Annotated in this window: 15 protein-coding genes and 1 pseudogene; 6 read left to right on the top strand and 10 right to left on the bottom strand. The window is 71.5% G+C overall.

Annotated features, from left to right (window positions below; all coding sequences use genetic code 11):
- A pseudogene (locus AB0N17_RS40840) lies at positions 1-113 on the top strand (hypothetical protein); the annotation flags it as partial.
- A gap of 25 nt (positions 114-138) precedes the next feature.
- Here the strand turns inward: AB0N17_RS40840 and AB0N17_RS40845 are convergent.
- Positions 139-1458: an LCP family protein gene (locus AB0N17_RS40845; RefSeq protein WP_366016749.1), complete on the bottom strand. Its 1320-nt coding sequence runs from the start codon at positions 1456-1458 to the stop codon at positions 139-141.
- Between the two features lie 119 nt (positions 1459-1577).
- Between AB0N17_RS40845 and AB0N17_RS40850 the strand changes: the two genes are divergently transcribed.
- The gene (locus tag AB0N17_RS40850) at positions 1578-2126 is read left to right on the top strand and encodes an acyl-CoA thioesterase (RefSeq protein ID WP_366016750.1); all 549 of its coding nucleotides are present in this window, start codon (positions 1578-1580) and stop codon (positions 2124-2126) included.
- A gap of 244 nt (positions 2127-2370) precedes the next feature.
- Complete coding sequence (locus AB0N17_RS40855; protein WP_366016751.1) at positions 2371-4050, top strand: LCP family protein; 1680 nt, start codon at positions 2371-2373, stop codon at positions 4048-4050.
- 7 nt (positions 4051-4057) lie between these two features.
- On the opposite strand, the gene AB0N17_RS40860 is transcribed toward AB0N17_RS40855, so the two are convergent.
- On the bottom strand, positions 4058-5431 hold the full coding sequence (locus tag AB0N17_RS40860) for an LCP family protein (protein ID WP_366016773.1): 1374 nt from the start codon (positions 5429-5431) through the stop codon (positions 4058-4060).
- Positions 5432-5681: 250 nt separating this feature from the next.
- Between AB0N17_RS40860 and AB0N17_RS40865 the strand changes: the two genes are divergently transcribed.
- Positions 5682-6710, top strand: a complete 1029-nt coding sequence (locus AB0N17_RS40865; protein WP_366016752.1) for a glycosyltransferase family 2 protein — start codon at positions 5682-5684, stop codon at positions 6708-6710.
- Between the two features lie 57 nt (positions 6711-6767).
- Here AB0N17_RS40865 and AB0N17_RS40870 read toward each other — a convergent pair whose 3' ends face one another.
- The 4 genes from AB0N17_RS40870 to AB0N17_RS40885 all read right to left on the bottom strand — a co-directional run bounded on the left by AB0N17_RS40870 (position 6768) and on the right by AB0N17_RS40885 (position 12516).
- Entirely contained in the window at positions 6768-8366 is a 1599-nt protein-coding gene (locus AB0N17_RS40870; RefSeq protein WP_366016774.1) for an LCP family protein, read from the bottom strand.
- 130 nt (positions 8367-8496) lie between these two features.
- Positions 8497-10251 (bottom strand): LCP family protein, encoded by a 1755-nt coding sequence (locus tag AB0N17_RS40875; RefSeq protein WP_366016753.1) that lies wholly within the window; start codon positions 10249-10251, stop codon positions 8497-8499.
- 229 nt (positions 10252-10480) lie between these two features.
- The gene (locus AB0N17_RS40880; RefSeq protein ID WP_366016754.1) at positions 10481-11650 is read right to left on the bottom strand and encodes an LCP family protein; all 1170 of its coding nucleotides are present in this window, start codon (positions 11648-11650) and stop codon (positions 10481-10483) included.
- 110 nt (positions 11651-11760) lie between these two features.
- Complete coding sequence (locus AB0N17_RS40885) at positions 11761-12516, bottom strand: TIGR03089 family protein (RefSeq protein WP_366016755.1); 756 nt, start codon at positions 12514-12516, stop codon at positions 11761-11763.
- A gap of 414 nt (positions 12517-12930) precedes the next feature.
- Between AB0N17_RS40885 and AB0N17_RS40890 the strand changes: the two genes are divergently transcribed.
- A complete protein-coding gene (locus AB0N17_RS40890; RefSeq protein WP_366016756.1) occupies positions 12931-14013 on the top strand; it encodes an NDP-sugar synthase in 1083 nt (360 codons plus the stop codon).
- 440 nt (positions 14014-14453) lie between these two features.
- Here the strand turns inward: AB0N17_RS40890 and AB0N17_RS40895 are convergent, their stop codons facing one another.
- Genes AB0N17_RS40895 through AB0N17_RS40910 form a run of 4 tightly spaced genes read right to left on the bottom strand, consistent with a single transcriptional unit; the run spans position 14454 to position 18390 of the window.
- Complete coding sequence (locus tag AB0N17_RS40895) at positions 14454-15473, bottom strand: DNA-3-methyladenine glycosylase 2 family protein (RefSeq protein WP_366016757.1); 1020 nt, start codon at positions 15471-15473, stop codon at positions 14454-14456.
- A gap of 59 nt (positions 15474-15532) precedes the next feature.
- The gene (locus AB0N17_RS40900) at positions 15533-16894 is read right to left on the bottom strand and encodes a coenzyme F420-0:L-glutamate ligase (protein ID WP_366016758.1); all 1362 of its coding nucleotides are present in this window, start codon (positions 16892-16894) and stop codon (positions 15533-15535) included.
- Positions 16891-17850, bottom strand: a complete 960-nt coding sequence (gene cofD / locus AB0N17_RS40905; protein WP_366016759.1) for a 2-phospho-L-lactate transferase — start codon at positions 17848-17850, stop codon at positions 16891-16893. Before cofD ends, AB0N17_RS40900 begins: the two co-directional genes overlap by 4 nt.
- 33 nt (positions 17851-17883) lie before the next feature.
- Positions 17884-18390, bottom strand: a complete 507-nt coding sequence (locus AB0N17_RS40910; protein WP_366016760.1) for a cysteine dioxygenase family protein — start codon at positions 18388-18390, stop codon at positions 17884-17886.
- 610 nt (positions 18391-19000) lie between these two features.
- Between AB0N17_RS40910 and AB0N17_RS40915 the strand changes: the two genes are divergently transcribed.
- The gene (locus AB0N17_RS40915; RefSeq protein ID WP_003975777.1) at positions 19001-19264 is read left to right on the top strand and encodes a WhiB family transcriptional regulator; all 264 of its coding nucleotides are present in this window, start codon (positions 19001-19003) and stop codon (positions 19262-19264) included.
- Positions 19265-19448: the final 184 nt, after the last annotated feature.

Genomic DNA, 19448 nt, shown 5'->3' on the forward strand with positions numbered 1-19448 from the left:
AGGACCGCCCGTCCTACCGCTGCACCGAGTGCGGCTGGCAGACGGCCAAGTGGCTCGGCCGCTGCCCCGAGTGCCAGGCCTGGGGGACGGTCGAACCCCGTGGGGTGCCCTCGCGCGCCGGACGGTGCCGGCCGGCCGTCAGGTGCCGGAGACGGTGACCTTCTGGTCGTGGTTCAGCTCGTCCACCAGCGTCTTGACCTTCGCCTTGTCCCAGACGAGGTTGCCGCCGGTGGAGCCGGAGATCGGCATGTTCATCGAGGTGCCGTCACCGCCCTGGACGCCCTTCATGGCCCAGAACATCGAGGCCAGGTCCCACAGGGACATGTCCTTGTCGACGATCAGGGAGTCCAGGCCGGAGCCCATCACCGGGTAGAACTTGAACGGGTTGAGGATCGTCGACGGGGTCGCCACCTGGTGGGCGAGCGCCGACAGGAACTTCTGCTGGTTCTTGGTGCGCTGCAGGTCGGACGCGGCGAAGGCGTGCCGGGTGCGGACGAAGGCGAGCGCCTGCTGGCCGTTCAGGGTCTGCTTGCCCGACTTGAAGTCGGCGCCGGACCACTTGTCCTTGAAGCCCTTGTCGATGGTGATGTCGACACCGCCGACCGCGTCCACGATGTTGGCGAAGCCCTGGAAGCCGATCTCCACGTAGTGGTCGATGTGCAGTCCGGTGTTGTACTCGATCGCGCGGACCAGCAGCGTCGGCCCGTCCTCGGCGTAGGTCGCGTTGAGCTTCGCGTGCCGGCCCTGCGCCGGGTAGACCTTCCCGGACGTCGAGCCCTGGTACGACGGGACGACCACGTCCGAGTCGCGCGGCAGCGAGACGAGCGTGTCGCCGTTGTCACCGACGTGCAGGATCATCATCGAGTCCGTGCGCTTGCCCTCGGCGCCGCCGGTGTGCAGCTTCTTCTCGTCCGCCTTGGACATGCCCTCACGGCTGTCCGAGCCGACGATCAGGTAGTTCGTGCCGTCGCCCGAGGACGGCCGGTCGATGACCTTGGACAGGTCGACCTCGCGGCGCAGCTTGGAGTCGGCCCAGAAGTAGGTCGCCACCGAGGTGACGATCAGCACGGTCGCCAGCGTGATCGCGGTCCACTTGATCCGGCGCCGCCAGTTCGGCGCGGGGCGCGGGGCCCGCGGGGGAGCCCCCGTGCCGCCGGGGCCGTGACCGCCCGGGGCGCCGTAGACCTGGCCCGTGTTGTAGCCGCTGTCGTACCCGTCGTGACCGGAGCCGTCGTCGTACCCCTGGCCGTCGACGTACGACGGCTGCTGCGGGACACCGGAGCTGTACGGCGGCGCGGCCGGGCCGTTGCCGTACGGCGAGCGCTGCCCGGGCGGTACCCCGGGGTCACGGCGCACCTGACGCATCACACGGGCACCCTCCGGCTGCGCGCCGGCACTGCCGCGTCCGTAGCGCGGGTCGCGATTGTCGTCGGACCATCCATCGGGCCAGTCATTCATGCGCCCCAGTGTGCAGGGCGCCGTGGTGTGCCGTACAAGGGCTGTCGGAAAATCAGAGCGGCGCTGTTGCGAAGCTGACACAAATTCCGCGAATGTCACTTCGGCATAAGGTGGAGGGCATGACAGACCAGGTCACGGACACGGAACCGGATATTCCGGGCAAGCCCACCTCCGCCTCGCGCACCACGCTCAGCCACATCATGACCCACAACGACACCAACCTCCTGGGAACGGTGCACGGTGGGGTGATCATGAAGCTGGTGGACGACGCTGCGGGCGCCGTGGCCGGCCGGCACTCCGGTGGTCCCGCCGTCACCGCGTCCATGGACGAGATGGCGTTCCTGGAGCCGGTGCGGGTGGGTGACCTGGTCCATGTGAAGGCGCAGGTGAACTGGACCGGCCGGACCTCCATGGAGGTCGGCGTGCGGGTGCTCGCCGAGCGCTGGAACGAGTCCGCCCCGCCCACCCAGGTCGGCTCGGCCTACCTGGTCTTCGCGGCCGTGGACGCCGACGGCAAGCCGCGCCGGGTGCCGCCGGTGATACCGGAGACCGAGCGCGACCGCCGCCGCTGCCAGGAGGCGCAGATCCGCCGCACCCACCGCCTGGCCCGCCGCCGGGCCATCCGCGAACTGCGTGAGAAGCGCGCGGCGGAGGGCTTCGAGGACTAGCGGAGGTTCCGAGGACTAGCGGAGGGCTTCGAGGACTAGCGGGGACGCGGGCGCCCCCGCCCCCGTTTCGTGGCCGCCCGGTCACTCCCGGTGCAACTCCCCGTGCCCTCAAGGGGGTTGTACGGGAGTGGCAAGTATCACGGCGGCTGTCTGTTGAAGAACTGTGCGGATAGTGTGTGCGCAATCTGACTGGTTGTGAGGCGGGCGGGGCGCGTGGTGCAGGGCCCTGGCGGGGGGTAGAGGCGTGGACGCACAGGGCCGCGGATGGGGCGACGACATCGACCCCTCGGACCAGTGGGTGCTGAACCCGGAGACGGGGGAGTACGAGCTGCGCACGGGGCCAGCCGCCGGGGGGCCGTCCGTGCCCGCCGCCCGGCAGCCCTCCGCGCCCGGCACCCGGCGGCCGTCCGTGCCCGGGCCACGCGGAGCCGACCCGGCGGAGGCCACGGCTCCCGGCGGCCGGCGCAAGAAGAAGGCCAGGAAGTCCACAGGCAAAAGGATTCTGCTGTGGACGAGCGGCACCCTCGCGTTCGTTCTCGCCGCCGGTGCGGGCGGTGTGTACCTCTACCTCAAGCACCTCGACGACAACATCACGACGACCGACACCGTGGGCGCCACGAGCGACTCCTTCAGCAAGGACAAGGCGTTCAACATCCTGCTGATCGGCACCGACAAGCGCGCGGGCAAGGGCAACACCCGCTACGGCGACCTCGAGGACGCCCTCGGCCACGCGGACACCAACATCCTGCTGCACGTCTCCCAGGACCGGACGAACGCGACCGCGCTCAGCATCCCGCGGGACCTGGTCACCGACATACCGGACTGCCCGACCAGGCAGTCCGACGGCTCGACCAAGGTCATCGCGGGCAGCGCGGGCACCCGCTTCAACGAGAGCCTCGGCCAGCTGGGCCGCGACCCCGGCTGCACGGTCCGTACCGTGGAGCGGCTCGCCGGCGGCATGAAGGTCGACCACTTCATGATGGCCGACTTCAACGCCGTGAAGACCCTGACGACGGCCGTCGGCGGTGTCCAGGTGTGCCTGGCCCACGCCGTGAAGGACAAGGAGTCGCACCTGGACCTGCCCGCGGGGCCGTCGAAGGTCCAGGGCGAGCAGGCGCTGGCCTTCGTCCGCACCCGGCACAGCTGGGCCCACGAGAGCGACCTGGACCGCATCAAGGCCCAGCAGCAGTTCCTCGGCTCCCTGTTCCGCCAGATGAAGTCCGACTCCACGCTCACCAGCCCGAGCAGGCTGATGGGCCTCGCGGAGACGGCGACCAAGGCGCTCACGGTCGACAAGGGCATCGGGCACATCACCACGCTGAAGGACGTGGCCCTGGAGCTGAAGAAGGTGCCGCCGAAGAACATCAGCTTCCTCACCCTGCCGGTCAAGGACAACCCCGCCGACGGCGCCGTCCACAAGACCGTCGTCGAGGACCCGGGGCCCGCCCAGCAGATCTTCTCCTCGATCGGGGACGACGTCTCCTTCACCGAGGTGAAGAAGAAGCAGAAGGCGAAGGAGTCCGCCAAGCTCAAGGGCCCGCGCTCGGCCCCCGGAGACGTCCGCGTCGACCTCTACAACGCGGGCGCCCCCGGCGGCTCCGCCCAGACGACCCTGTCCTGGCTGCAGACCCAGAAGGGCGTGACGAAGTCCAGCCAGCTCGGCAACTCGGGGGCGCACCAGCCGAAGACGACCCTGGAGTACGCCCCCGACCAGGCAGCCCAGGCGCGCGAGCTGGCCGACCTCATGGGGCTCCCGGCGTCCGCGCTGAAGCCGGGCCACAGCGAGAAGAACGCCCAGGGCCTGCCCGCGATGGTGCTGCGCCTCGGCGCCGACTTCAAGGGCGCCGGCATCCCGCTCACCGGCCCGGCGAAGTCCCCGTCGGTGCAGAAGACGACGGCCGACGAGGTGAAGTGCGCCTCCTGAGCGGGGACTACCCGTTCTGCGAGCACACCACCTCGCTGCCCCGCACCACGGTCGTGTCCGGCCGGGCGGGGTCCTCCACCCGCACCGTGCGCACGCCCTTGAAGTCGGGCCCGGCCGTCAGCTTCATCAGCGGCCCCTGCCCCGGTACCGCGCGCAGCTCGCTGCCCGGCAGGGCCGCGGCCAGGGTGCGGGCGGAGCGGTCCCAGCGGGGGTCGTAGGAGACGACCGTGCGCGGCACATGGGCGAGCGCGGTCACCGGCTGGTGGTTCGTGGCGAAGCCGGCCGCCGCGAGCGCCGCGTCGACCCGCTTGGCCAGCCCGATCGTGCCGGTCCCGTTCGCCACCTGCACCCGGATCCGCCGCGGGTCCACCTCCACCGGCACCGGCGCCGGTCCGTGCCGCGGGGGCGCCACGGCGAGCGGCTTGTCGTCGCGCAGCGAGGCGAACAGCTGCTCCGCCCGCGCCCGGTCCCACTTCAGGGTCGAGCCGATGCCCTTGACCTGGTAGTTCATCTGGCCGATGGGCACGGTGGTGAACTCGGAGGAGGACGGGCGGAAGTTCCGCATCGCACGGCCGAGGTCGATCAGCTCGTCCGCGCCGAACCCCTCGTCGGCGCGGACCGACCCCAGCACCGCCCGGGTCACGTCCCGGAACCTGATCGGGTTCAGCAGCACCCCGGAGGAGCCGGCCCGCTCGATCAGCGCGGCCAGGAAGCGCTGCTGCCGCTTCATCCGGCCCAGGTCGCTGGCCCCGTCGAGGTGCCGGGCCCGTACGTACTGCAGCGCCTGGCCGCCCATGAGGCTGTGCGTGCCGGGCGCGAGGTCGAGCCCCGTGTACGAGTCCTTCAGTGGCGTCGCCGTACAGACCTGCACCCCGCCGAGGACGTCCACGGTCCGCATGAAGCTGGCGAAGTCGACCTCCAGATAGTGGTCGATCTTCACGTGCGTCATGTCCTCGACGGTGCGGATGGTCAGCTGGGGGCCGCCCTCGGCGTAGGCCGCGTTCAGCTTGAGCGCGTGTGCGGGGCGCTGCCGGCCGGTGGCCGCGTCGGTGTGCGCGGGCACCTCGGCGTAGGAGTCGCGCGGCAGGCTCACCACGGTGGCCCGCTCCCGGTCGTCCGAGATGTGCACGATCATCATCGTGTCGGTGCAGTGGCAGGGCTGACCGCCCAGCCGGTACGCGCGCCGCTCCTCCTCGCTGATCTTGTCGCGGCCGTCGGTGCCGACCAGCAGGACGTTCATGCCGTGGCCCGCGCGGGGCCGGTTCTTCATGTCCTTGAAGGCGTCGATGCGGGCGATGCCCGCGTCCAGGCTGGTCACCACCGCGTGCCCGATCCCGGCGGAGGCGAGGACCACCACCGACAGCGTGGTCACGGCCCGCATGGCCCAGCGGGGCCGCCGGGGCGGCCGGACCGACGGCACCGGCCGCTCATGCGGACGCGGCGCCCGGCGGGGCGGCTGCGGGCCGGGCTGCGGGCGCGCGGGGGACCGAGGCGGGCTGGGCAAGGGGGACACCTCCGGACGAGGCCGTACGTGGGATCCGTGAGCACAGTAGGCCGATACGATCTCCAGCCCGCGTTCTCGCCCGGCGGCGCGCACCGGTGTCCCCCGTTCGCGGTAACGTGAGGGCCCTATGAACGCCAAGTCCGACGTGCGGCTCCCCGCTGTGTCCGTGATCATGCCCGTCCTCAACGAGGAGCGGCATCTGCGCGGGGCCGTCCAAGCGATCCTCGCGCAGGAGTACACCGGCGAGATGGAGGTCGTGATCGCCCTCGGTCCGTCCACGGACCGCACGGACGAGATCGCCGCCGAGCTGGTCCGCGAAGACCCGCGCGTGCACACCGTCCCGAACCCGACCGGCCGTACGCCCGCGGCGCTGAACGCGGCGATCAAGGCCTCCCGGCACCCGATCGTGGTCCGCGTCGACGGCCACGGCATGCTGTCGCCGAACTACATCGCCACCGCGGTCCGCCTGCTGGAGGAGACCGGCGCGCAGAACGTCGGCGGCATCATGCACGCCGAGGGCGAGAACGACTGGGAGCACGCGGTCGCCGCCGCGATGACCTCGAAGATCGGCGTCGGCAACGCGGCCTTCCACACCGGCGGCCAGGCCGCCCCGGCCGAGACCGTCTACCTCGGCGTCTTCCGCCGTGAGGCCCTGGAGCGGCAGGGCGGCTACAACGAGGAGTTCATCCGCGCCCAGGACTGGGAGCTGAACTTCCGCATACGTGAGGCGGGCGGCCTCATCTGGTTCTCGCCCGAGCTGAAGGTGTCCTACCGGCCCCGGCCGAGCGTGCGCGCCCTCGGCAGGCAGTACAAGGAGTACGGCCGCTGGCGGCACGTCGTCGCCCGCTACCACTCCGGCTCCATCAACCTGCGCTACCTCGCCCCGCCGACGGCCGTGTGCGCCATCGCCGCCGGGGCCGTGGTCGGCGCGGCTCTGACCCCGTGGGGCTTCGTCGTCCCCGGCGGCTACCTCGCGGCGATCGTCGCCGGGTCGCTCCCCGCGGGCAAGGGCCTGCCGCTCAAGGCCCGGCTGCAGATCCCGGTGGCCCTCGCCACCATGCACATGTCGTGGGGCTGGGGGTTCCTGACCAGCCCGAGGTCCCTGGCGAAGAAGGTCATCGCCTCCCGGCGCCCGGCGGTGCTCGGCTCCCACTGAGACGACGGCAGGGGCCCCTCCTTCCCGAGGAGGGGCCCCTGCCGTGTGCTCACGGTCTCACCACTGGTACGGCTTGTAGACGTCCATGCACTTCGACTTGTCCGAGCCGTTGACCGCGTCGGTGCCCTGCGGCAGGTCTCCGGCCTTCGGCTTCGACTGCTTGGGGTAGGCGGTGCCGGTGCGCCAGTCCGCGCCGACGACGACCGTCACCCCCGAGACGTCGGTCGACTTCTGCACCGAACTCGCCGGGATCCCGAGGGCCTTCGCCACGGCCTGCGCGTCACCCTCCAGGTCCGCGCTCGGGTACTTCACGACCGTCTTGTCCTCGGACAGCGCTCCCGAGTTGTCGGCCTGCGCCCTGCCGTAGCCCGCCTGCACGAGTGCCTGGCCGATGGCCCGCGCCCGCTGCGGCACCGCGGCCTCGGCCGAGGTCCCCGTGGCGTTCTGCACCAGCACCCCGAGCCGGCCCGGGTCCGTCGAGGGCGTCTTGTCCGCCGCGGACGTGTCGGAGGCCTGCTTCGCGGCCGGCTTCTTGCCGTTCTTGTCCAGCGGCACGTCGTCGCGGAGCATCTCCCACAGCTTGTCGGCGTTGCTCTTGTCCGGCACCACGTGGTTCGTGGGGTTCAGCGGGTCCTCGACGTTGGGCATCGTCACCGACGTGATGCGGTCGGACGGCACCGACTTCATCTCCATGGCCAGGTCGTACAGCTTCTTGACCGTGCCGATCTCCTCCGAGACCTTCAGGGACTTGGTGGCCGCCTCGGCCAGGTCCATCAGGCGCCCGGTGTCGGTGAAGACGTTCTGCTGCCGCAGCGTGCGCATCATCGAGTTCAGGTACATGTGCTGGGCGCGGGCCCGCATCAGGTCGCTGCCCCAGGCGTGCCGGGTGCGCAGCCACTGCAGCGCCTGCACGCCCTTGACCTTGTGCGTTCCCGCGCGCATCTTCAGCCCGGAGCCGCCGCGCTGTTCGGCCGTCGAGTGGTCCCACACGTTCTGCCGCACACAGACGTCGACACCGCCGACGGCGTTGCCCATCCGCACCACACCGGAGAAGTCGATCGTCATCCAGTGGTCGATGTAGACCCCGGTGAGGTCCTCCCAGGTGGACAGCGTGCAGCCGGCCCCGCCCCGGGCCAGGGTGGTGTTGATGATGTCGTTGGTCTCCGGGTAGACCTTGCCGGTCTCCGGGTCCTTGCACTCCGGGATGTGCACGCGGGTGTCCCGGGGGATGCTCACCATGGCGGCGCTCTTGCGGTCCGCGGACAGGTGGATGAGCATCTGCACGTCTCCGAGCGGGGGACTGCCGACACTGTCCTTGCTGCCGCCGAGCTTGAGGTTCTCCGCCGAGTTACGGCTGTCCGAACCGATCAGCAGGATGTTCAGCGGGGTCTGGCCGGCCGCGTTCGGTGCCGTCCTGCGCGCCTTGGAGTCGCCGCTGCTGCGCGCGCCCTTCTGGATGTTGCCGTTGAGGTGCTGGTAGTACAGGTATCCGGCGCCGGCCGTCCCGAGTATCACCACCGCCAGTACGGTCGCCGACCAGCGCAGAGCGCGCCGTCTGCGCCGCCGCCCGTCGGTCTTCGTGCCGCTCTTGCGCCGCCCGCCGCCATGCCGGCCGGCGCCCCCCGACGCGTCCGAGGCCTGCGGTGCGCGCGACATCGTGTCGTCCACCGCGGGAGCCTTTCCGCGCACATCGCTCTGCGCCAAGCTTCCTGCCCTCCCCACCCTTGCGCCATGCAACGGGTCCGTCCCGCGCCGAGTTAGACGCACGACGGACCCGTTGGGTTACCTACGAGGCGCACTTGACCTTGTCTGCCGTGGACTTGTCGACGTCCGGCGCCTTCGCCGGCGCGGTGAGCGAGACGCCCGCCCCCTTGAAGTCCTTGCCCAGCGTCAGTGTCATCGCCGGCAGCCCCTGCGCGTTGGTCACGCTCCTGCCGGGCTTCAGCGCCGACCCGGGCAGCCCCATCAGCGCGGCCAGCTCCCGGGCCTGGGCGGCCTGGTCGGGGGCGTACTCCAGCGTGGTGTTCTTCAGCCCGGCCGGGGCGTTGCCCGCGTTCTCCGACTTCAGCACGCCCTTGTCGGTCTGCAGCCAGGACAGGGTCTCCTGTGCGCTGCCTCCCTCGGCACCGCCGTTGAGGATCCGCACCCGCACCTCGGAGGGCGCCGACCTGCTGCCCTTCAGCCGCGCGGCGGCGGCGTCCTTGGCCGCCTTCTGCTTCCTCTTGACGTCGGTGAAGGAGACGTCGTTCCTGATGGCGTCGAACACCGCCGGTGCCGTCGCGTCGTTGACGACGACCGTCGCGTGCACCTTCTCCGCCGGGTTGTCCACCACCGGGACGGTCGTGAAGGTGATGTTCTTCGTCGGGACCTTCTTCAGCTCCATCGCGATGTCCTTGAGGGTGCTGACGTGGCCGATCGCGCTGTCGACGGTCAGCGCCTTGGTGGCCGCCTCGGCCAGGTCCAGCACCTTGGATGGGTTGGTCAACGTGTCGCTGGAGGACATCTTGCGCATCAGGGAGCCCAGGAACTGCTGTTGCGCCTTGATGCGGTCCAGGTCGCCCTGGTTGCCGAAGCTGTGCCGGGTGCGGACGAAGGCCAGCGCCTGCTCGCCCTCCACCACCGACTTGCCCGCGGGCAGCTTCAGATGGGACTCCTTGTCGTTCACCGGGTGCGCGACGCACACCTCGACCCCGCCCACCGCGCTGGTCAGGGTCTTCACCGCGTTGAAGTCGGCCATCATGAAGTGGTCGACGTGGATGCCGGTGGTCTCCTCGACGGTGCGCATGGTGCAGCCCGGGTCCCGGCCGTCCTGTCCGAGGCTGGTGTTGAAGCGCACGTTCTGCGTGCCGGCAATGACCTTCGTGCTGCCGTCGGGCTGCTTCGTCGGGCAGTCCGGGACGTCGACGATCAGGTCGCGCGGGATGCTCAGCGCGGTCGCGTTCGTCCGGTCCTTGGAGACGTGCAGCAGGATGTTGGTGTCCGCGTGGCCGACGGAGTTCTTGTCGCCGTAGCCCTCGTTGCCCTTACCGGTCCGCTTGTCGGTGCCGATGATCAGGATGTTGAAGGCCTCGTCCTTGCTGAAGCTCTTCGAGCCCGCGTCGCCGACGTCGGTCGTGGTGACGTTGCCCTCGAGGTGCTTGAGGTAGAGGTAGCCGGCCGTGCCGACGGCGACCAGCACGAACGCCGTACCGCCGGCCGTCCACGCCAGCACCTTCTTGGCCCTCGACTTCTTCTTCACCGGCCGCCGGACCGCACGCCGCCCCTGGGGTGTCTCCGGCTCGCCGCCCCGCCTGCGACCCGACCGCGGCGGCGGGACGGACCCGGTGCCGGCCGTGCGCGTCTGGCGGGTCTCGCCGGGCGCCGAGTCGTTGCGCCGGCGCGCTGCGCCGCCCGCCCGGGGGGACGGTCTGCGGGGTCCGGGGACCGGTGACTGCGGAGCGGAAGGAGTCAGTCGCAGTTCGTATTCGCCGGTGTTCGGATTGAGTACCCACTGATCTGCGGGGTCGATGTTGTCCGCCCGCCCACGGCTCTGCGCGTCCACGGTTGTCCGAATCCTCCGTCGGGGCCACGCGGCGCCTTCCCCCCAAAGGCGCTCGGGTCTCGGTGAATCAGTGCACGACCCCAGGACGGATCTCGCGGCCAGGTGCACCGGATCGCTCACACTATCCGCCCAGTTCAGCGTGGAGCGACGCCGGTGACAAATTCTCTGTTCCTACAACCGGGCAATCCGCCTCATTTTCTGATCGGAAGGTCCGGCGTCGGCACTTCCCTCACGCACACGGGTGCTCGGCGGCGGTGTTCCCGCGGTACGTCGGCGCCGGCGACGGAGCGCTCCTCCCGCCCCCTCCCGGGGCCTCGCCGGGCGTGTGCCGGGCCACGATCACGGGCTGGTCGGCCCGCAGCCGCCCGAACAGCTTCGCGGCCTCCGGCTCCACGAGTTGATCACGGTTGACGTCGTAGACGTACGACTCCCTCGGCACCGTCAGGAACTGCACCTGTTCCGTGGGGATGTCGCGCACCCCCCGCACCAACTGGTACAAGCCACGCAGACTGGCCAGGCCCGGGTCGGTGGTCAGCGACGAGGTCGCCGCGTCCAGCACCGGATACAGCTTCACCGGGTTCAGCAGGACGTCGTTGCTCTGCACCTTGTCGACGAGCGCGCCGAGGAACCGCTGCTGCCGTTCCATGCGCTCGGTGTCGCTGCCGTCGCCGAGCGACTTGCGGGCCCGCACGTACCCGAGCGCCTGCTCGCCGTCGAGCGTGACCCTCCCCGCGGGCAGCTTCAGCTTGGCCGCCCTGTCGTCCACCGGCTCCTTCAGGCAGACCTGCACCCCGTCGACCGCGTCGACCATCTCCTTGAAGCCGCTGAAGTCCACGACCATGTGGTGGTCGATCCGTACGTCCGTCAGCTTCTCGACGGTGCGGATCGTGCACGCCGAACCGCCCACCTGGAAGGCGTGGTTGAACATCGCGAACACCGGCTCGCTGCGGGTGCCGTCCGCCCGCAGGCAGCCGGGGATGTCCACCATGAGGTCCCGGGGCAGCGAGACGGCCGTGGCGCTGCGCCGGCCGGCGGCCAGGTGCAGCAGGATCGTCGTGTCGGACCGCTCGCCGCCCAGGTCCCGCCCGTACGCGCCGTTGCCGTCCCCGGCCCGCGTGTCGGACCCGATCAACAGGATGTTCTGCGCACCCCGCACCAGTGCGGTGGGCCGCTCCCGCTCGTACCGGGCCAGCTCCCGGGCGGCGGCTTCGTCGGCGGTGATGTTGGCACTGAGCTTGGCGTAGACCGCCCACCCCACCCCAGCGGCGGCCATGACGACCACACCGGCGCCGAGCGCGACCCCTTTCACCCACCGCCGCCTGCGCCGCCGTACCAGCCCGGTCCCGGTGGCAAAGGCCCCGGCACCGGGACCGAGGGGCTCGCCTGCGGTGTCGGTCACGGCCGGGGCACCCCCTCATGGGCGTACGAGCGTCACGTCCTGCTCCTACGACCATGGCGGGGGAAGGGGCGGCGAGCCCCCCGGGGTACTCCGACCGGGGGAATCCCCGCTCAGCGGCGCACCGCGGTGACCCTCTCGCTCTCGATCCGCCGGGCGAGACTCTCCTCGCCCAGCCGGTCCAGATGACGGCACAGCACCACCGAACCACCGGTGGCGAGCGGCGCGTACAGCCCCGCGCTCAGCCCTTCCCAGGTGTCGTACGGCAGCGCGGACAGCAGCCTGGAACCCGGTCCCGTCAGATCCAGCGACGGCGCCTCGGCCGAGGCCCGCTCGACCACCTCCGCCCCGCTGAACTCCCGGCCGGCCACGACGAGCGCCGGCTCCTCCGGGTCCACCGGCGCGAACGGGACGAACCGGTCACCCTGCCCCGGCACTTCGACGGCGTAGTCGACGAACCCGGCCGGAGGCTCGGGGAAGCGCCCGCCCAACGGCCGCAGGGCGAGCGCCACTCGCTCACCGGTGCACGCCCGCGCGGCGTCGAGCGAGTCCGGCCCGCTGACCACCACGTCGGCCGCCGCCGGCTCCCCACCGACGTCCGCGACCGCGCCCACCGAGGAACAGGCCAGCAGCCACACGGCCGCCTGCCAGTGCGCGGGCAGCAGCAGCGCGACCCGGTCGCCGGGGGCGACGGACAACTCGCCCTGCAGGAGGTTGGCGGTCTTGGCCACCCAGTTGGCGAAGGTGGCCACGGACAGTTCGACGCGTTCGCCCGTGGCGTCGTCGTAGAAGGTCACCAGGGGGCGGCCGGGGTCGGCGGCGAGCGCGGAAGACAGCAGGTCGGCGGGGGTGCGATCGGTGGCGTTCACCCGGCACAGGGTACGCGCGGGCGGGTGCGGCCACCGAGCGCCGGGGCGGACGGTCCGGCCGGTGACCACGGCCGCCCGCAGGTCCCCTCCGTCATCCGCAGTAGTCACCGCTACCACTGTCGCGTGAAACTCGGGCTGTTCGGGGTCAAAGCGCGCGCATGGACATATCTCACGCCGGGCGGTGGCAATCTCTACCCCAAGGGTAAGAACGTACGAGTGAACGCGATCTCCGACCATACGGAACGGGTGCGCGTTCACCGCCGGCACGGGGCCCGCTCTCACCGTTCTCATACCGATCTCGCGGGTAACCGCGCGTTCGTCAAGGGTGCCGTCGCTACGGTCTGCATACACTGACCGGCCGAAACGAGTAGTACGAGCAGTTCGGCCGGTCCCGGCAGGAAGCAGAGACGACAGGTGACAGAAGCGATCCTCCTGGTCGGTGGCAAAGGCACGCGGCTGCGTCCGCTCACGGTGCACACGCCCAAGCCGATGGTCCCGGCCGCCGGGGTGCCGTTCCTCACGCACCAACTGGCGAGGGCGAGAGCCGCGGGCGTCGACCACATCGTGCTCGCGACGAGCTACCTGGCCGAGGTCTTCGAACCGTACTTCGGCGACGGCTCCGCGCTGGGCCTGCACATCGAGTACGTGACGGAGGAGGAGCCGCTCGGCACGGGCGGCGCGATCCGCAATGTGGCCTCCCGTCTCCACTCGGGCCCCGACGAGCCGGTCCTGATCTTCAACGGCGACATCCTCACGGGCCTGGACATCGGCGCCCTGGTGGACACCCACGAGTCGACGGGCGCGGACGTCTCGCTGCACCTGACGAAGGTCACGGACCCGCGCGCCTACGGCCTGGTGCCCACCGACGCCTCCGGCCGTGTCCTCGCCTTCCTGGAGAAGCCGCAGACGCCCGAGGAGATCGTCACCGACCAGATCAACGCCGGGGCGTACGTCTTCCGCCGGTCGGTCATCGACACGATCCCGGCGGGCCGCCCGGTCTCGGTGGAGCGCGAGACGTTTCCCCAGCTGCTGGCCGCGGGCGCCCATCTGCAGGGCATGGTCGACTCCACCTACTGGCTGGACCTAGGCACCCCGGCGGCCTTCGTCCGCGGGTCGGCCGACCTGGTCCTCGGCCGCGCCCCGTCCCCCGCGGTGCCCGGCCGCTGCGGCGACCGCCTGATCCTTCCCACGGCCAGGGTGGCGCCCGACGCCAAGCTGACCGGCGGCACGGTGGTCGGCGAGGGCGCGTTCGTGGCCGAGGGCGCCCAGGTCTCCGGCTCGACCATCCTCCCCGGCGCCGTCATCGAACCCGGCGCGGTCATCACCGACTCCCTCATCGGCACCCGCGCCCGTGTGGGCGAACGCTCCGTCCTCACGGGCACGGTCATCGGCGACGGCGCGATCGTGGGCGCGGACAACGAGCTCCGCGAGGGCGTACGGGTGTGGTGCGACGCCCGCATCCCGTCAGGAGCGGTCCGCTTCTCCTCCGACCAGTAGCCACCGGGGGCCGTGCTCCGGGCCCCGGCAGCCGGACAACCGCCGCAGCTGCGGGCAGTCGTGCCGCTGCGGCGGCGCTGATTCGCCGTAGCTGTGGGCGGTCGTGCTGCCGGGCCGGCGTTGACTCGCCGTAGCTGTGGGCGGTCGTGCTGCCGGGCCGGCGTTGACTCGCCGTAGCTGTGGGCGGTCGTGCTGCTGGGGTGGCGCTGATTCGCCGTAGCTGCGGGCGGTCGTGCCGCTGGGGCGGCACGGGTGGGCGCAGCGGCACCCCGCAAGCGCGGGCGAGCGAGACCTACCCCTGCTCAGCCGCAGCCGAGCGAGACCTACCCCCGCTCAGCCGCAGCCGAGCGAGCTCTACGCCTGCCCAGCCGCAGCCGAGCCAGCCCGCTCAAGCACAGCCGAGCGTGACGAAACCCCGCTCAGGCACAGCGCAGCGTCTCTCACAGCAACCCGATGTCCACCCGAGGCATCTTCGGCGCCCGCCGCGCAGGCGCGTTCCCGCTCAGCAGGATCAGCCGGGCCGCCCGATGCCGCTGCCCGGCATACGGCTCCAGCAGCTCCAGCATCACGGAGTCGTCCGCGTGCCGGTTCCCCGCCAGGACCCACCCCACGATCCCCGGCAGGTGCAGATCCCCGACCGTCACCGCATCGGCCGCGCCATGACTGCGCTGCACCACTTCCGCCGACGTCCACGGCCCCACCCCCGGCACGACCTCCAGCCGCGCCTGAGCCTCGGCCGGAGCCATCGACACCGCCTGCTCCAGCCGCGCAGCGACCCGCACGGCCCGCAGAATCGTCGACGCCCGCTTGTCGTCGACCCCGGCCCGATGCCACTCCCAGGACGGAATCAGCGCCCAGGTACGCGGCGCCGGCATGACGGACATCGGCCGCTCGAACGCCCCCGCGGGCCCCGGCGCCGGCTCACCGAACTTCCGCACGAGCAGCCGCCACGCCCGGTACGCCTCGTCGGTCGTGACCTTCTGCTCCAGCACCGACGGGATCAAGGACTCCAGCACCAGCCCCGTCCGCGCCAGCCGCAGCCCCGGCCGCCGGTGCCGCGCCAGCGCCACCACCCGGTGCCGGGGCACGAACGCGTCCGGGTCGTCGGCCGCGCCGAGCAGCTCGGGCAACCGGTCCAGCAGCCACTCCGCCCCCGGTCCCCACGCCTCACCGAGCACCTCACCGTCGTACGCCCGCACCCGCAGCGTGCCCGGGCCGGCGGGCGTCAGGCAGGCCCGCCACACGGAGCCGTCCGGGGTGGCCCGGAAGGTGGGGTCGGCGGGCCCGCGCCGCAGCGGTCCGAGCACCAGCCCGAGATCGAGCGGGCCCTGAGGCGCCCACCGCCGTACCCGAGCCGGTGCCGTCGCCTGGCGAGGTATCCCCGCGGCGCTCCCGGGCACACCGGCATGGCCCCCGCGCACAGTCGTACGCGTGGGCCGCTGAGGGAAACGTCCTGCCACGAGTGAGGTCCTAGGGAAGCCGGTGCCGTCCTACGAGCCTAGGCGCTGCCCGCACCGTGTCAGCGCACTTCGACGAACCCGCCGGCGTCCCGCCGCGGCCGCGGTCCCGGCTCCTGAGCGGGATGCCCGATCGCCACCGCCCCCATGGGGTCCCAGCCGGCGGGCAGCCCGAGCGTCTCGCGCACCACGTCCCGGCAGAACATCGTCGACGACACCCACGCCGAACCCAGCCGCTCCCCGGCCAGCGCGACGAGGAAGTTCTGCACGCCCGCGCCCATCGCGACGACGAACATCTCCCGCTCGGCACCGTCCCGCCGCGCGTCGCCGTAGTGGTGCGAGCCGTCCATGACGAGGCACGGCACGGCCAGGTAGGGCGCGTGGCGCAGGACGTCGCCGCGGCGCACGCGCTTCGCGACGGACTCCTCGCTCTTGCCGTCCCGGCGCAGATCCGCGATCCACGCGTCCCGCATCGCGTCCAGCAGCCGTACCCGCGACTCCTCCGACTCCAGCAGCACGAACCGCCAGGGGGTGGTGTGGTGCGGGGCGGGTGCGGTGACCGCCGCGGCCACCGCGCGCCGGACCGCCCCGGGGTCCACGGGCTCGTCGGTGAAGGCCCGGACGGTGCGCCGCTGGGTCACCGCCTCGCGGATCGCCTCGGAGGTGCCGAGCCGGAACATGTCGTCCCGCGCGGAGCGCACCAGCGCCCGCGCCCCGTCGGTGCCCTCGCCGGCCTCACCGTCCGGTCCGGCCGCGCCGTTCGGGCCGGTCACGCTCGTCCCGCCGTCGACGACGTGGGGCAGCCCGCGCAGCACGGCCACCGGCCGTCCCTGCGCCTTGCCCTTGACGAGGTCCCCTGCGCCGGCCAGCTCGTCCGCCGTGGCCACGACGGTCGCGCTGAGCGGGTTGCCGTACGCGTCCGTGCCCCCGCGCAGATCGTCCAGCACGCGCACCCCGGCGGCGCCGATCGCCACGTCCGTGAGCCCCGCGCGCCAGGGCCGCCCGAAGGTGTCCGTGACGACGACACCGACATGGATGCCGAGGAGCTCGCGCAGCCCCGCGCGGATCGCGCGCGCGGAGGCGTCCGGGTCCTCGGGCAGCAACAGCACGGTCCCCGCGGGGGTGTTGGAGGCGTCCACTCCGGCGGCGGCCATGACCAGCCCCTGCCGGTTCTCGACGATGCGCAGCGCGCCGCGCCGGGCCACGACCCGCACCGTCTCCGCGTCGATGGCCGCCTCCCGGTCGGCCGCCTCCACGATCCGGCCCTCCGCCTTGGAAACGATCTTGGAGGTGACGAGCAGCACGTCCCCGTCGGCCAGGCCGGGCTCGGCGGCGGCGATCAGCTTGGCGAGGTCGTCGCCCTGCTGCACCTCGGGGATGCCGGACAGGGCCCACACCCGGTACTCGGGGCGCTCCTCGGTCACGCTCCCCGCACCTCCTCGGCCAGCGCCAGCGCCTCCCGCACCATCTGCGCGGCCGCCTCGACGTCGGTCATCATCAGCGGTACGGCTCGGCAGCGGATGCCGTCCGCCTCGACCCGCTCGACCGCCGCCGCGTCCACGGTGTCGACCAGCCAGCCGTCCAGCAGCCCCGAGCCGTAGTGCTCGGCGACCGCGGCGGCCGTGGACTCCACGCCGACCGCGGCGAGCACCTTGTCGGCCATGCCGCGCACGGGCGCGTCGCCGACGATGGGGGAGAGGCCGATCACGGGCACGCCCGCGTCCGCGATGGCCTCGCGGATGCCGGGCACGGCGAGGATCGTGCCGATGGACACGACGGGGTTGGACGGCGGGAAGAGGATGACGTCCGCCCCGGCGATGGCCTCCAGGACCCCGGGTGCGGGCTTGGACTGCTCGGCACCGACCGGGACGACGGCCTCCGCCGGGACCGAGGCGCGCAGCCGCACCCAGTACTCCTGGAAGTGAACGGCCCTGCGCTCGCCGTCCACCTCGACCGCCGCGTGGGTCTCCACGCGGTCGTCGGTCATCGGGATCAGCTTCACGCCCGGCTTCCAGCGGTCGCACAGCGCCTCGGTGACCGTGCTGAGCGGATAGCCGGCGCCGAGCATCTGCGTCCGCACGATGTGCGTGGCGAAGTCCCGGTCACCGAGCCCGAACCAGTCCGGGCCGACGCCGTAGGCCGCCAGCTCCTCCTTGAGGTGGAAGGTCTCGTCGGCCCGCCCCCAGCCCTGCTCCTCGTTGATGCCGCCGCCCAGCGTGTACATCACCGTGTCCAGGTCCGGGCAGACCTTGAGCCCGAAGAGATGGATGTCGTCGCCGGTGTTGCCGATCACCGTGATGTCCGCGTCCGGCACGGCCCGCTTCAGACCGCGCAGGAAACGGGCACCACCGATGCCGCCTGCCAGAACCACAATGCGCATGGGCCAAGTCTCGCAGGCGGGTACGACAACGCGTCAGGCAGTCACCGCTCGCGGCTCGGTGCGCGCCTCGCAGTGCGGGGAGGTGTGCATCGGCATCTGGGTCAGGCCCGGGTGGTAGACGTGCAGGCTGACCGCCGGCTCGAGCGTGTCGTTGACGACCTCGTGCACGTAGCCCGGCGCGAACACGCGCTGCGCCCCCGCCGTCAACGCGCGCGTGTGGCGCTCGGTGCGCTCGGTGAGGGCGCCCTCGAGGACGGTGAGGACACCGGAGGAGCGGCCGTGGTCGTGCAGTCCGCTGCCCTGCCCGGGCACCCAGGACAGCAGCCACACCTCGTAACCGGGGCCGGTGCGCAGCCGGTGGTACCAGCGGGTGGTGGCGTCGTACCGGACCAGGTGCGCCCACTGGGAGCGGTCGGCGGCGATCGAGCGGGCGAGACCCGCGAACTCGGCGACGGTGGCCGGGTGCTCGCGCGGCGGCTGGAGCAGGTGCGGGACCTCGAGGATGTCGCCGGCGATCTGGAGGTCGTTGTCGCTGTTCATGGGGGCGTGGTTCCTCGGTGAAGGAGGTCAGAGGGAACGGAGGACGGAACCGCGTCGGGAAGGGACACGGCCCACAGCCGGAGCGAGACAGAGGCTCAACAGCTGGAACAGTGACAACAGCTACAGCGAGACCGGGCAGCACCGTGGGACCCGGCGGTGCGGGTCGAGGTGAGTGCCAAGTTCGCGAGCATGCCCCCTAGGACAGCGGTTCACACCCGCAGTGTCAACTCGGCGCCCGGAATGTGGGACATGGTTCACCTCATCCGGTTCATCTGTCAGGTGAAAGGTTTGTTCATCGGGATGCCGGGACACATGGGGCACAACCGAGCGCTCGAGCCTCACGGAACGCGATCGAACACGGAGGCGTCCTCATCCGTACAGAGATCTGTACGGGTCTGCGGCCGCCCCCCAGGTCCCGTCTGCGTGTCGTGGTTTATGCCGATTTGAACACTTTCCGCATGGCCTTGGTTCCGCAGAGTGAATAACGGGCCCAATAGCAGATCTCGGCTTGACTCGCCCGGAGCAGCACACTTGTAATTTCACTCGTGTCGTTCAGCCGGAATCAGTAACGGCTACACACGGGGACGCGAAAGACAGACGAGGGGCGCACATGACCGAGCTGGTGCAGCAACTGCTGGTCGACGACGCGGACGAGGAACTCGGCTGGCAGGAGCGCGCGCTGTGCGCCCAGACCGACCCCGAGTCCTTCTTCCCCGAGAAGGGCGGCTCCACCAGAGAGGCGAAGAAGGTCTGCCTCGCCTGCGAGGTCCGCTCCGAGTGCCTCGAGTACGCCCTCGCCAACGACGAGCGCTTCGGCATCTGGGGCGGTCTGTCCGAGCGGGAGCGGCGCCGGCTCAAGAAGGCCGCAGTCTGAAGGTCGCAGTCCGAAGGCCGCAGTCCGAAGGCCGCCGTCTGATCCACGCGCACGCGCGTATCCACACGAAACGTCACGAACGGCCCGTCGCCCGTGGGTTATCCACAGGCGGCGGGCCGTCGTCCTGGTCAGCCGATAGTGTGGTCGCTCGTCCGAGACGCCCCGCTGTCCCCTCGCGCACGAG

Source organism: Streptomyces sp. NPDC051133, from assembly GCF_040682635.1.
Taxonomy (GTDB): domain Bacteria; phylum Actinomycetota; class Actinomycetes; order Streptomycetales; family Streptomycetaceae; genus Streptomyces.

Coding starts and splice junctions, on each gene's coding strand:
- AB0N17_RS40865 (WP_366016752.1), top strand. CDS start 5,682: ATGAACGCCAAGTCCGACGTGCGGCTCCCCGCTGTGTCCGTGATCATG.
- AB0N17_RS40850 (WP_366016750.1), top strand. CDS start 1,578: ATGACAGACCAGGTCACGGACACGGAACCGGATATTCCGGGCAAGCCC.
- AB0N17_RS40860 (WP_366016773.1), bottom strand. CDS start 5,431: ATGCGGGCCGTGACCACGCTGTCGGTGGTGGTCCTCGCCTCCGCCGGG.
- AB0N17_RS40870 (WP_366016774.1), bottom strand. CDS start 8,366: ATGTCGCGCGCACCGCAGGCCTCGGACGCGTCGGGGGGCGCCGGCCGG.
- AB0N17_RS40845 (WP_366016749.1), bottom strand. CDS start 1,458: ATGAATGACTGGCCCGATGGATGGTCCGACGACAATCGCGACCCGCGC.
- cofD (WP_366016759.1), bottom strand. CDS start 17,850: ATGCGCATTGTGGTTCTGGCAGGCGGCATCGGTGGTGCCCGTTTCCTG.
- AB0N17_RS40915 (WP_003975777.1), top strand. CDS start 19,001: ATGACCGAGCTGGTGCAGCAACTGCTGGTCGACGACGCGGACGAGGAA.
- AB0N17_RS40910 (WP_366016760.1), bottom strand. CDS start 18,390: ATGAACAGCGACAACGACCTCCAGATCGCCGGCGACATCCTCGAGGTC.